Origin of the sequence: Corallococcus sp. CA053C (assembly GCF_003611675.1) — a bacterium.
GTDB lineage: Bacteria > Myxococcota > Myxococcia > Myxococcales > Myxococcaceae > Corallococcus.
Map to the genome: position 1 here is coordinate 1 of NZ_RAWA01000307.1, position 12,000 is coordinate 12,000.

The window sequence follows — 12,000 nt, forward strand, 5'->3', positions numbered from 1 at the left end:
CGCGGGAACCGCCCGTGCCCTTGCTATCCATGCCGTTGCTCATGAACGTTCTCGTTTCCTGGAAGGTTTGGGGAAGGACCCGAAAGGAGGCTTACGCCTCCTCGGGGGCATCCTCTTCCGCGTCGGGGCCAACGAAATCGGGGGCCTCGGCAGCACCACGGAAGCCGCCACCCTCGCGCTCCGCGGGGGCACCCGGACGGGTCTCCTCCACGTCACCGGCCAGCTTCAGGTCCTCGAGGACCGGACGCGTCTCCGGGTCCACCTCATCCGCGATCTTCACGGAGATGTACCGGGTGACCTCGTCGAGGTTGCGCAGGTTGCGCTCGATCTCCGCCACCAGCTTGCCGCTGCCCAGGAAGCTCGTGTGGACGTAGATGGCGCGGGGCTGCTTGGCCACGGGGAACAGGGTCTTCTTCTTCCCCCACACCGTGAAGCGCAGCACCTTGCCCTGCTCGCGGTCGACGATGCCCCGGACGCGCTCCTTGAGCTTGTCCACGGCGTCATCGGTCAGGTCCGGCTTGACCAGGAAGATGGTCTCATACTCACGAAGCCGCTTGGCGGCCTGCGTCTCTGCCATGTTTCTCTCCCCTTGGGGTCGAGTGCCCCCCGGACCATCCGGGGAGCGGGGAAACGGGTGCTGGCCCTCGAAAGGCCGCCACCGGGGATGGGGAAATCACGCGCGCCCATCACCACCGCGCCTTTTCCCGCTCAACAACACGGGAGGAGGGGGCTTCTAAGAGGACCCCCCCGCGAAAGTCAAGCAATGCCCGGGGAGGGGGCAGCCGGCCGGCCGTCCTCGCGGGCGCTCAGGCCTTCCGGTTGTGCCGGTTCATCGCCGTGGCCAGCCCGTCCCGCACCCAGCTCTCGGTCATGTCCGCCGCCCGGGAAATCAGCTCCTCCAACTGGCGGCGCTCGCCGTCGTCGAAGTTGGACAGGACGTAGCCCGCCACGCGCTCCTTGGCGTTGGGCCCCTCGGGCTTGCCAATGCCCACCCGCACGCGGATGAAGGCGTCCTCGCCCAGGCAGGACACCATGCTCTTGAGGCCATTGTGGCCGCCCGCGCCGCCGCCCGCCTTGAGCTGCAGCCTGCCGAAGGGCAGGTCCAGTTCGTCGTGGATGACGAGCACGTCCTGCACGGCGACCTTGTAGAAGCGCGCGGCCTCCGCGACGGCGCGGCCCGACAGGTTCATGAAGGTCTGTGGCTCCACGAAGAGGATTCGCTCGCCGCCCAGCGTGCCCTGGCCCACCCGGGCCTGGAACTTGTCCTGGGTGAGCTCCGCGCGGGCGCGGGCCAGCAGCGCGTCCACCACCATGAAGCCGATGTTGTGCCGGTGGCGCTCGTACTCGCGCCCGGGGTTGCCCAGCCCGCAGATGAGCTTCATGGAAGGCTCCGTAAAGACCGCGGGGCAGGCCTTTGCAAAGGCCCGCCCCGCGAGGAAACAAAGGACTGCGAGAAGGGGACGACTACTTCTTCGCAGGGGCCTTCGCAGCCGCCGCCGCGGGGGCCTTCGCGTCGGCCGCCTTCGCGTCGCCCGCCTTGCCCGTCGCCGCCGCGGCAGGAGCCGCCGACGTGATGGCCGCCGGGGCCGCCACTTCCGCCGCCTCGGGCGCCGCGAGGACCGCGATGGTGTAGTTGACGTTCGTCTTCACCGACACGCCCTCGGGCAGCTTCACGTCATTCACGTGGATGGCCTCGGCGATGTTCAGGTTGCTGACGTCCACTTCAATCTGGAGCGGGATGGCGGTGGGGAGCGCCCAGACCTCCAGGTTGCGGCGGATCTGCGAGAGCAGACCGCCCTCGAGCACGCCCGGGGCCTTGCCCGTGAGGACGACGGGCAGGTTGACCTTCACCTGGTCCGTGTCGCGCACCGCGATGAAGTCCGCGTGCAGGATGTCACGGGTCAGCGGGTCCATCTGGTAGTCCTTCAGCAGCACCTGCTCGCCGCCGCCCTCCAGCTTGATCTGGATGAGCGTGTTCAGCTTGTGCGGGGTGTTGATGGCCGTGCGGATGGCCTTCGGATCCACGGAGATGTGCAGCGGCTTCGCCAGGTGCTTGCCGTAGACGACCGCGGGGACCTGACCCTGCGCACGCAGGCGGCGGGCGGCGCCCTTGCCGGAACCTTCACGCGCCTTCGCCTCGAGGATGCTCTTGTCGGTGGCCATGGAATGCTCTTTTCAGTGGGGACTGCGGGTGCGGCCGGTCCCGAAGGGCACCCTCGGCATCCCGCCACCATGGCGGGCCCCGAAGACGGCGCCCGGGCCGTGAAGCCCGTGGAACCAGCAGAGGGGGCCGGACATGCCAGCCCCAGGGGTGTTCCGTCAAGCCAGCCGTCATCCAGGCGCTCCCAGGCCCGTCACCCGGGAGCCCGGGGAGCCTGGGGAGCTGGAGCCCGGGCGTCAGACGAACAGCGAGCTGAGCGAGTCCGCGCGGTGGATGCGCGCGATGGCTTCGCCGAACAGCGAGTCGGTGTGGAGCGCGCGGATCTTCGGGCACGCCTGGGCGGCAGGCGACAGCGGCACGGTGTCCGTGAAGACGACCTCCTCCAGCACCGAGTCGGTGATGCGCTGGATGGCGGGGCCGGACAGGATGGGGTGGACGGCGTACGCCAGCACCCGGCGCGCGCCCTTGTTCTTCAGCGCGGCGGCCGCCTGGGCGAGCGTGCCCGCGGTGTCCACCATGTCGTCCACCAGGATGGCGTCCTTGCCCATCACGTCGCCAATGAGGTTCATCACCTCGGAGGCGTTCGCGCGCGGCCGGCGCTTGTCGATGATGGCCAGGCCCGTGTCCAGGCGCTTGGAGTAGGCGCGCGCGCGCTCCACGCCGCCGGCGTCCGGGCTGACGATGACGACGTCGCTCAACTCCGGGAAGCGCTTGCGCATGTCCTCCAGGAACACCGGCGAGCCGTACAGATGATCCGAGGGCATGTTGAAGAAGCCCTGGATCTGCCCCGCGTGCATGTCCATGGACACCACCCGGTTGACGCCCGCGACCTCCAGCATGTCCGCCACCAGCTTGGCGGTGATGGGGGTGCGCGCAGCCACCTTCCGGTCCTGCCGTGCGTAGCCGTAGTACGGCATCACGGCGGTGATGGAGCCGGCGCTCGCCCGCTTGAGGGCGTCGCACATGATGAGCAGCTCCATCAGGTGGTGGTTCGTCGGTGGGCACGTGGACTGGACGATGAAGACGTCCTGTCCGCGCACGTTCTCGCCGATCTCGACGTGGATCTCCCCGTCGGAGAACGTGTCGACGACCGCCTTGCCCAACGGGCGCTGGAGATAGTCACAGATGCGCTGCGCCAACGCCGGGTTGGAGTTCCCGGCGAACACCTTGAAGTCACGCTGCTGCATGGGGGCGCTGACTAACCCGTGCGCGCCCCGAAGGGAAGAGCGTTAGTCGAGTTCCGCAGCCACGGGAACGAGCGTCCCCGTCTGCGCCTGGTGGAGGTGTTTCTCGTACTCAATCAAGATGACCCGCTCCATCTGGCTCCGCGTGTCCGCGTTCAACGGATGGGCAATATCCTTGTAGGTCCCGTCCTTCCGTTTTTTCGCGGGCATCGCGATGAAGAGCCCGGTGGAACCGTGGATCACCTTCAAGTCGCGTACGACAAAGCAGTGATCCAACGTGATGGTGACGTACGCCTTGAGCTTGTCCTCTTCGACCGGAAACACCCGGACGTCGGTGATGTTCATGGTCCCCCCCCGAACCCGAAAGGCCGGAGCTATGGGGAAGCCTGGGACAGACTGGTGGTGAAAAGCAAGCACCCCCTACCCGACGCACCGGGTGACCGTTCACTGGACGCGGGGGCTCAAGCCCCGAAGGGCCAGTGACTCACCAGGTGGGCCAGGAACGCCAGGTGGTAGACGACGATGATGGCGTAGACGACGGCGCCCGCGCGGATGGCGAAGCGGCTCGCCTTGAGCTTGCGGTGCAGGCACAGCAGGCACAGGCCCGCGTTCACGATGAGCAGCTTGGAGAACATGAAGAGCAGCGGTGACTGCTCATACGCCACGCGCATCACCGGGTTGAGCTCCTCCGCCACCCCCAGTTGCAGGAAGAGCAGGGTGAACAACCCATCCAGCAGGTTCAGCATCAACAACGCCACCGACGCGGGTGACATGTAGAAAGAAGCACCCTGCGTCCACGTCCCCGTCTGCATCCCGCTCGCCGTCGCCGCCACGCCCTACCCCCTGGTCCCGTCCGTGTTGCCCGGGGCCCTCCCTATTCAATTCGCTTGCCAAGGCTTCCGGGGCTTCCGGGAAGCGAGCGGGCAGGCGGCGACGAATGGGGGGTTGGCAGGCTGGAAACGAAATTGACGGGAAGGGGTGGGTGCCCGAGATTGGCCCCGAATCCGACCCTCCCCGACGAGCGCCCCTTGCATCAATTTCCCAAAGATATCGGGTGGATAGAGGTCATCTGCGGCTCCATGTTCTCCGGCAAGACGGAGGAGTTGATCCGCCGCGTCAAGCGCGCGCTGTACGGCCGCCAGAAGGTCCGCGTGTTCAAACCGCGGATCGACACGCGCTACGACGAGACGCAGGTGGTGAGCCACAGCCAGTTGAAATTGACGTCCATCCCGGTGGAGAGGGCTGAAGAAATTTTCCGACACCTGCCTCCCGACATCCAGGTGGTGGGCATCGACGAGGTCCAGTTCTTCGGCGGGGAGGTGGTGCAGGTGTGCGAGGCGCTGGCCCACCGGGGCGTGCGCGTCATCTGCGCGGGGCTGGACCAGGACTACCAGGGCCGCCCCTTCGAACCGATGCCGCAGCTGATGGCGGTGGCGGAGTACGTCACGAAGGAGCTGGCCATCTGCGCGGTGTGTGGCAATCCGGCCAATCGCTCGCAGCGCATCATTGGAAGCGAGGAGCGGGTGGTGGTGGGGGCGGCGGGCGAGTACGAGCCGCGCTGCCGCAAGTGTCATGTGCGCGAACCCACCGAGGCCTCACCCCCGCAGACGCTGAAGCTGTTCGACTGAAACCCCTGTTGCTTTCGCCTGGAGCTGGATTCCGATGCGGGACACCCTGTACGCGAACGTGCCGTTCCGGCTGAACGAGATGACCCACCACTATGGGCCGCAGGTCCACCTGGTGGGCAATCCGTTCCTCCTGTCGCAGCTGGCCACGCTGTGCGCGAAGGGCACGCTGCAGCCGCAGATCAACCGGCTGGTGGAGCAGCTCTACGCGGACCTGGTGAAGACGGTCATCAACGCGGAGTTCCCGCGCAAGATGGTCACCATCCCCACGCGGATGATCGACTCCACGCCGCTGGGCATCTACCAGGGCGAGGTGGTGGACCCGCAGCTGCGCGTGGTGACGGTGAACATCGCGCGGGCGGGCACGCTGCCGTCGCAGGTGACGTATGACTTGCTGAACTTCACGGTGGATCCGTCGCTCGTGCGGCAGGACCACATCATCATGAGCCGGATGATCGACGCGGCCCAGGCGGTGGTGGGCTCTGAGATTGGCGGCGCGAAGATTGGCGGGGACGTGGATGACGCGTTCGTGCTCTTCCCGGACCCCATGGGGGCCACCGGGGGCAGCCTGTCCACGGCCATCCAGCTCTACAAGACGAAGGTGCCCGGCAAGGCCCGGCGCATCATCACGCTCAACCTCATCGTCACGCCGGAGTACCTGCGGCGGATGACGAAGGAGCACCCGGACGTCATCATCTACGCGCTCCGGCTGGACCGGGGCCTGTCTCCGCCGGAGGTGTTCGGCACGGAGCCGGGCCTGCTCTGGGAGAAGGAGCGGGGCCTGGATGACCGGCAGTACATCGTCCCCGGTGGCGGCGGCTTCGGGGAGATCATGAACAACGCCTATGTGTAGACAAGGGAGTTCCCGGTGACGTTCCACGAGAAGGATGTCGGTGTCCTCATCTCCGAGGAAGCCGTGCAGGCGCGCGTGAAGCAGTTGGGCGCCGAAATCACCCGCGACTACCAGGGCAAGGAGCTGACGCTCATCTGCGTGCTCAAGGGCTCCGCGTTCTTCGCCATCGACCTGGCGCGCGCCATCGACCTGCCGCTCACGGTCGAGTTCCTGGGCGTGTCCAGCTACCACGGCGGCACGGAGACGACGGGCGAGGTGCGCATCACCACGGACGTGTCCAAGCCGATGGCGGGCAAGCACCTGCTCGTCATCGAGGACATCATCGACACGGGGCTCACCATGAGCTTCCTGTTGGAGAACCTCCAGGCGCGCCACCCCGCGTCGCTCAAGCTGTGCTCGCTCCTGGAGAAGCCCGCGCGCGCCCGGACGAAGGTGAACATCGACTACAAGGGCTTCGTCATCGACGACCTCTTCGTCGTCGGGTACGGCCTGGACTACGGGGAGAAGTACCGGAACCTGCCGTTCATCGGCATCTGGAAGAAGGCCTGAAGCAGGCGCAGCGGTGCCCGGGCGTCCCTCCCCGCGGGGTGGGGGCCCCGAGGCGCCAGGGGCCCCGCCCATGCGCCGCAGGCCGGCCGTGGGGGCCGCCCGCGCGTGGCTCGCCACGGTGTTCGTGCGCAGCATCTTCCTTGGAGGGCGCGAGGAGGCTGCGCATGCGTGAAGAGATGGTGAATGCGGCCCGGCCGGCCCCCGCGGGCGGAGCCGCCGCGATGCAGAAGTACCTGGCGGAAGGCGTGGGCACCTTCGTGCTGGTGCTCGGGGGCGTGGGCGCGGCGGTGCTGGCGGGCGACCGCATCGGCTTCCTGGGGGTGTCGTTCGCCTTCGGCCTGTCGCTGCTGGCGATGGTCTACACGGTAGGCCCCATCTCCGGCTGCCACGTGAACCCGGCGGTGACGGTGGGCCTGGTGCTCGCGGGCAAGTTCGACCGGCGCCACGTGGCGGGCTACGTCGTCGCGCAGTGCGTGGGGGCCATCCTCGCGGCGGGGCTGGTGCTGCTCATCGCGAAGGGCGCGCCGGGAGGCTACTCGGCGGGCGCGGAGGGGCTGGGGAGCAACGGCTACGGGGCCGCGTCACCGGACGGCTACGGCGGCGGGGCGGCCTTCCTCGCGGAGGTGGCGCTCACGTTCCTGCTGGTGCTGACGGTGCTGGGGGCCACGGACTCGCGCGCGCCGGTGGGCTTCGCGGGCGTGGCCATTGGCCTGGTGCTGACGCTCATCCACCTGGTGGGCATCCCCATCACCAACACGTCGGTGAACCCGGCGCGCAGCCTGGGGCCGGCGCTCTTCGTCGGAGAAGCCGCGCTGGGGCAATTGTGGATGTTCATCATCGCGCCGCTCCTGGGCGCGGCCTTCGCCGCGGCGGTGTACCGCACGGTGAACCGGCCGGCGGTGCAGATCACCGCCACGCGCGCGGAGCAGGCGCTGGAGGACGAGCGACGTCAGCGGCTGGCCGGGCAGGATGTGGAGCACCCCGTCTAGCGTTTGGAAGCACGAAAGCCGTGCCTCGCGTGAGCGGGGCACGGCTTCCTGTGTGGCGGCAGGGGAGGGGAGGCCTAGAAGGCGGCGTCGAAGACGACGTCGTTCGCGGCGCCCACGCCCACGCCCACCTGGTAGGACGACACGCGGCGCTCGAAGAAGTTGGTGAGCTCCTGCACGTCCTGCAGGTCCATGAAGTGCAGCGGGTTCTTGGTGTGGAAGATGGGGGACATGCCCAGCATCTGGAGGCGCTGGTCGGCCACGTACTCCAGGTAGCCGCGCATCTCCTGCACCGACAGGCCCATCACGCCGCCGCCCAGCACGTCCTGGGCGAACTGTGTCTCGCACTCCACGGCCTCACGGAGCATCTGCACCACGTCGCGCTCGAGGCTCGCGTCGAAGAGGTCCGGCTCCTCCTTGCGCACCGTCTGGATGGCCTCGAAGGCGAACGCCATGTGGGCGCTCTCGTCGCGGAACACCCAGTTGGTGCCCGCGGCCAGGCCGTTGAGCAGCCCCTTGCTGCGCAGGAAGTACACGTACGCGAAGGCCGCGAAGAAGAAGAGGCCTTCGATGCAGCCCGCGAAGCAGATGAGGTTCAACAGGAACTGACGCCGGTCCCCGCGCGAGCGCACCTGGTCCATGGACTGGATGCTGTCGATCCACTTCATGCAGAAGCGCGCCTTGCGCTGGATGGAGGGGATGTTGTCCACCGCCGCGAACGCCTTGGCGCGCTCGGCCGGGTCCGGCATGTAGCTGTCCAGCAGCGTCAGGTAGAACTGGACGTGCAGCGCCTCTTCGTAGAGCTGGCGCGACAGGTACATGCGCGCTTCGGGCGCGTTCAGGTGCTTGTAGAGGTTGAGCACCAGGTTGTTGCCGACGATGGAGTCGCCCGTGGCGAAGAAGGCCACCAGCCGGTGGATGAGGTGACGCTCCGCGTCCGTCATCTTCGAGCGCAGGTCCACCAGGTCCGTGGAGAAGTCGATCTCCTCCACCGTCCAGGTGTTCTTGATGGCGTTGCGGTACATCTCGAAGAAGACGGGATACGCCATCGGGCGCAGCGTCAGGTTCATTCCCGGATCGAGCAGCATTGCTTCAGCACTCCCTTACAAAAAACGGCACGGGACGGATGGGGCGAAAGGAACGACGCGGGCCCGTGACTACTGGCACGCCTCGCACGCCTCGGGGTTCTCCAGCGAGCACGCCACGGCTTCGGCTTCCGCGGTGACGACCTGCGACATCACCTGCGCGGGCGCGGGCGTGGGCGCGGCCGACACCGTGGGGCCGCCCTGGTTCACGGTCGTCTTCGCGATGCGGGTCGCCGGACGCGAGCGCATGTAATACGTCGTCTTCAGCCCCTTCTGCCACGCGTAGAAGTACATCGAGGACAGCTTCCCGATGTTGGGCGTCTCCACGAAGAGGTTGAGCGACTGGCTCTGGTCGATGAAGGCGCCGCGGTCCGCGCCCATGTCCAGCAGCGAGCGCATGGGGACCTCCCACGCGGTGCGGTAGATGGCGCGCAGTTCCTCCGGCAGCTCCGTGAGGTCCTGCACGCTGCCTTCCGCCATCTTGATGCGGTTGCGCGTGGACTCGTTCCACAGGTTGAGCTGCTGCAGGTCGCGCACCAGGTAGCGGTTCACCTGGAGGAAGTCGCCCGACAGCGTCTCGCGCTTGAAGAGGTTGGACACCTGCGGCTCGATGCACTCGTAGCAGCCGGCGATGGACGCGATGGTGGCCGTGGGCGCGATGGCGATCATCAGCGAGTTGCGCAGGCCCACCTTCATGATGCGCGAGCGCAGCGCGTCCCAGCGCAGCGTGTCCTCCGGGACGACGCCCCAGCTGTCGAACTGGAGCTCGCCCTTGGCGGCGCGCGTCTCCGGGAAGGCCGGGTGGGCGCCGAACTGCTCCGCGAGGTCGGAGGAGGTGACGAGCGCCGCGTAGTAGATCTCCTCGGAGATCTTCTTCGACAGGTTGCGCGCCTCCACGGAGTCGAAGGGCAGGCGCAGCTGGAAGAAGACGTCCTGGAGGCCCATCAGGCCCAGGCCCACCGGGCGCCAGCGGCGGTTGGAGTCCGCGGCGGTGGTGATGGGGTAGTAGTTGAGGTCGATGACGCGGTCCAACTGCTTGAGCGCGAGCATCGCGTTGGCGCGCAGCTGGTCGAAGTCGAACTTCCCGTCCTTCACCATGCGGCTCAGGTTGAGCGAGCCCAGGTTGCACACCGCCGTCTCACCCTGGCTGGTGACCTCCAGGATTTCGGTGCACAGGTTGGACAGGTGGATGACGTTGCCCGGCTGGCCCGTCTGGTTGCTCTTGCGGTTGGCGATGTCCTTGAAGGTCATCCAGCCGTTGCCCGTCTGGGCGAGCACCTTCATCATCCGGGCGTACAGGTCGCGCGCCTTCACCTTGCGCACGGCGAGCCCCTGCGCCTCGGCCTCCGCGTAGGCCTTCTCGAAGGCTTCGCCGAAGAGGTCGGTGAGGTGCGGGGTGGCCTTCGGGTCGAAGAGGCTCCACTCCTGGTCGGCCTCCACGCGGCGCATGAACAGGTCCGGCACCCAGTTGGCCAGGTTCAGGTTGTGCGCGCGGCGCGCGTCGTCACCGGTGTTGTCGCGCAGCTCGAGGAAGTCCTCGATGTCCGCGTGCCACGTCTCCAGGTACACGCAGCACGCGCCCTTGCGCTTGCCGCCCTGGTTCACCGCCGCCACGGACGCGTCCAGCGTCTTGAGCCACGGGACGATGCCGTTGGAGTGGCCGTTGGTGGACTTGATCAGCGAGCCCCGCGCGCGCACGCGGCTGTACGCCACGCCGATGCCGCCGGAGAACTTCGACAGCATCGCGATGTCCGAGTACTTCTTGTAGATGGCGTCCAGCTCATCCGCGGGCGAGTCCAGGAGGAAGCAGCTGGAGAGCTGCTCGTGGCGCGTGCCGGAGTTGAACAGGGTGGGGGAGCTGGGCAGGTACTCCAGTGAGCTGAACAGGCGGTAGAGCTCAATGGCCTCGCGCGCGTTGTCGCCGGAGAGCGCGCACGCCACGCGCAGGAAGAAGTCCTGGGGCGTCTCAATCACTTCGCGCGTCTGCGGGTTCTTTAGCAGGTAGCGGTCGTAGACGGTGCGCAGGCCGAAGTACTCGAACAGGTCGTTGCGGACCGGGTCGATGGCGGCGTTGAGCTTGCGCGCGTTGGCCTGCACGAAGGTGAGCAGGCGCTCCGCGATGAGGCCGTGCTTGTGGCCCGCGGCGACGGACTGGCTGAAGGACTGGATGTCCTGGTTGCTGACCTCCTTCTGGATGAAGGTGGACAGCAGGCGGGCGGAGAGCCGCGCGTACTCGGGCTCCTCCACGATGAGGGCCGCGGCGGTCTGGATGGACAGCCCGTCCAGCTCGCGCGTGGTGGCGCCGTCGTACAGGCCGCTGATGGTCTTGGTGGCCACGCGCATCACGTCCACGCGCGACAGGCCCACGCAGGACTTGCCCACCGCGCGGACGATCTTGTTGAGGTCCACGGGCTCCGCCGTGCCGTTGCGCTTCTTCACCCGCATCGTGGTGGCGAAGTCGCCGGCGCCCGACGAGGCCGGGGCGGTGGTGGCCGCGGGCGCGGCGTCAGGGGGCGGCGAGGTGACGACGGTCGGCTTCAGGGGCGTCTGGACGGTCACGGGCGTCTCACTTCCGGGCAAGGCAATGGCGCAGCCAGCAGGGCGGACGTGGCCGTCCTGCACGGGGCGGACGGCCCCCGTTGGAATGACTGGGGATGTGCGGGGGCGGGACTGAGTTGGAATCAGGTCCCGAGGGCTTGGCGACAACAGTCCGACATGTAGCGATTTGTGGGGCAGAAGCAGGTGTCGCGCAAGAAAACCACACCGGCCTCCAGGGCTTGGGCGCGGACCCCCGGACAGGGGGGCGACCGCCCGACCTGACCCAAGCTATGGGGGGTCCACCGATGTGTCAACGCTAGATCCTGTGTGAGCCTGCCCGGCCGGTGGGATCGATCATTGCAATCTATGATCACTCACCGAGGCACTTTGGGACGTTGGGCGGCGGACATTTCCGTGTCACGAAAGGGGGGTCCAGGCGCGCGTTCCGGATGGGGTCTTCCAACCCCCCAAGATCAGGGAGGCGTCCCCCCGTCGGAGGTCGTGGCGGTGGGGAAGGGCTGCAGGGAGGTGTCCCCCGTGGGCCGGGGCGCGGGGGCGGGTGCTACAGGGATGTTGTCCGGGGCGCTCTCGGTGTGGACGGCGCGGCGCAAGGAGTCCTCCAGGGCGCGGGCGGTGGGGCCCACGGTGGTGAGCATCTGGTTGGCGGCGCGGGCGTGGCGGTTCTCGGTTTCGGCGGCGAGCTTGAGCTGGGCGAGGCCCTCGGAGACGAGCCGGCGCGCGTCCTCCAGCTTCTGGCGGGCCTGGTAGAAGGCCACGTCGGTGAGCATGGACTGGAGGCTGCGGCGCTGCTCCTCGGTGATGCCGGAGAGCTTCTCCGCGCGGCGCAGGTAGTAGAGGCCGCGCTCCACCTTGGGGGGCTCGCCGGACGCGATGCGCGGGCGGGCCAGGGTCTCCAGGAGGGGGAAGAGGGCGCGGTCCAGGTCGTCGCGGTCGGTGAACTTCTGCTGTGAGAGCAGGGTGACGTCCTGGCCTTCCAGCGGGAGGGGCGCGTAGGTGTC

Annotated in this window: 13 protein-coding genes; 4 read left to right on the forward strand and 9 right to left on the reverse strand. The window is 67.8% G+C overall.

What is annotated here, in order from left to right; genetic code table 11:
• Positions 1-91: 91 nt before the first annotated feature.
• The 6 genes from rpsF to D7V97_RS30890 all read right to left on the reverse strand — a co-directional run bounded on the left by rpsF (position 92) and on the right by D7V97_RS30890 (position 4,178).
• Positions 92-577 (reverse strand): 30S ribosomal protein S6, encoded by a 486-nt coding sequence (gene rpsF, locus D7V97_RS30865; RefSeq protein WP_120538060.1) that lies wholly within the window; start codon positions 575-577, stop codon positions 92-94.
• A gap of 229 nt (positions 578-806) precedes the next feature.
• Positions 807-1,382 carry an aminoacyl-tRNA hydrolase gene (pth, locus tag D7V97_RS30870; protein WP_120614213.1) on the reverse strand — a complete coding sequence of 192 codons (576 nt, stop codon included), beginning with the start codon at positions 1,380-1,382 and terminating at the stop codon, positions 807-809.
• A gap of 82 nt (positions 1,383-1,464) precedes the next feature.
• Positions 1,465-2,163, reverse strand: coding sequence for a 50S ribosomal protein L25/general stress protein Ctc (locus tag D7V97_RS30875; protein WP_120614214.1), 699 nt, complete (start codon positions 2,161-2,163; stop codon positions 1,465-1,467).
• A gap of 234 nt (positions 2,164-2,397) precedes the next feature.
• Entirely contained in the window at positions 2,398-3,348 is a 951-nt protein-coding gene (locus D7V97_RS30880; RefSeq protein WP_120614215.1) for a ribose-phosphate pyrophosphokinase, read from the reverse strand.
• Positions 3,349-3,390: 42 nt separating this feature from the next.
• Positions 3,391-3,690 carry a septation regulator SpoVG gene (spoVG, locus tag D7V97_RS30885; protein WP_120614216.1) on the reverse strand — a complete coding sequence of 100 codons (300 nt, stop codon included), beginning with the start codon at positions 3,688-3,690 and terminating at the stop codon, positions 3,391-3,393.
• 116 nt (positions 3,691-3,806) lie between these two features.
• Positions 3,807-4,178: a DUF5658 family protein gene (locus tag D7V97_RS30890; protein ID WP_233583332.1), complete on the reverse strand. Its 372-nt coding sequence runs from the start codon at positions 4,176-4,178 to the stop codon at positions 3,807-3,809.
• Positions 4,179-4,373: 195 nt separating this feature from the next.
• Here D7V97_RS30890 and D7V97_RS30895 point away from each other — a divergent pair, with 195 nt between their 5' ends.
• From D7V97_RS30895 to aqpZ, 4 genes are all read left to right on the forward strand, one after another.
• Positions 4,374-4,973 carry a thymidine kinase gene (locus tag D7V97_RS30895; protein ID WP_120614224.1) on the forward strand — a complete coding sequence of 200 codons (600 nt, stop codon included), beginning with the start codon at positions 4,374-4,376 and terminating at the stop codon, positions 4,971-4,973.
• A 34-nt stretch (positions 4,974-5,007) separates the two neighbouring features.
• Positions 5,008-5,823 (forward strand): uracil phosphoribosyltransferase, encoded by an 816-nt coding sequence (locus D7V97_RS30900; RefSeq protein ID WP_120614218.1) that lies wholly within the window; start codon positions 5,008-5,010, stop codon positions 5,821-5,823.
• Between the two features lie 15 nt (positions 5,824-5,838).
• The gene (hpt, locus tag D7V97_RS30905) at positions 5,839-6,372 is read left to right on the forward strand and encodes a hypoxanthine phosphoribosyltransferase (RefSeq protein WP_120614219.1); all 534 of its coding nucleotides are present in this window, start codon (positions 5,839-5,841) and stop codon (positions 6,370-6,372) included.
• A gap of 164 nt (positions 6,373-6,536) precedes the next feature.
• The gene (aqpZ, locus tag D7V97_RS30910; protein WP_120614220.1) at positions 6,537-7,361 is read left to right on the forward strand and encodes an aquaporin Z; all 825 of its coding nucleotides are present in this window, start codon (positions 6,537-6,539) and stop codon (positions 7,359-7,361) included.
• A 74-nt stretch (positions 7,362-7,435) separates the two neighbouring features.
• On the opposite strand, the gene D7V97_RS30915 is transcribed toward aqpZ, so the two are convergent.
• The 3 genes from D7V97_RS30915 to D7V97_RS30925 form a co-directional block, all read right to left on the reverse strand.
• Positions 7,436-8,446 (reverse strand): ribonucleotide-diphosphate reductase subunit beta, encoded by a 1,011-nt coding sequence (locus D7V97_RS30915; protein ID WP_120614221.1) that lies wholly within the window; start codon positions 8,444-8,446, stop codon positions 7,436-7,438.
• 69 nt (positions 8,447-8,515) lie between these two features.
• Entirely contained in the window at positions 8,516-11,002 is a 2,487-nt protein-coding gene (locus D7V97_RS30920; RefSeq protein WP_120614222.1) for a ribonucleoside-diphosphate reductase subunit alpha, read from the reverse strand.
• A gap of 452 nt (positions 11,003-11,454) precedes the next feature.
• Positions 11,455-12,000 (reverse strand): IF-2 protein (locus D7V97_RS30925; protein WP_120614223.1); only part of this gene is annotated, 546 nt, incomplete at its 5' end.

Excerpts from the sequence above, each read along its gene's own strand:
- aqpZ (WP_120614220.1), top strand. The coding sequence starts at position 6,537 with ATGCGTGAAGAGATGGTGAATGCGGCCCGGCCGGCCCCCGCGGGCGGA.
- D7V97_RS30880 (WP_120614215.1), bottom strand. The coding sequence starts at position 3,348 with ATGCAGCAGCGTGACTTCAAGGTGTTCGCCGGGAACTCCAACCCGGCG.
- D7V97_RS30915 (WP_120614221.1), bottom strand. The coding sequence starts at position 8,446 with ATGCTGCTCGATCCGGGAATGAACCTGACGCTGCGCCCGATGGCGTAT.
- D7V97_RS30875 (WP_120614214.1), bottom strand. The coding sequence starts at position 2,163 with ATGGCCACCGACAAGAGCATCCTCGAGGCGAAGGCGCGTGAAGGTTCC.
- pth (WP_120614213.1), bottom strand. The coding sequence starts at position 1,382 with ATGAAGCTCATCTGCGGGCTGGGCAACCCCGGGCGCGAGTACGAGCGC.
- spoVG (WP_120614216.1), bottom strand. The coding sequence starts at position 3,690 with ATGAACATCACCGACGTCCGGGTGTTTCCGGTCGAAGAGGACAAGCTC.
- D7V97_RS30900 (WP_120614218.1), top strand. The coding sequence starts at position 5,008 with ATGCGGGACACCCTGTACGCGAACGTGCCGTTCCGGCTGAACGAGATG.
- rpsF (WP_120538060.1), bottom strand. The coding sequence starts at position 577 with ATGGCAGAGACGCAGGCCGCCAAGCGGCTTCGTGAGTATGAGACCATC.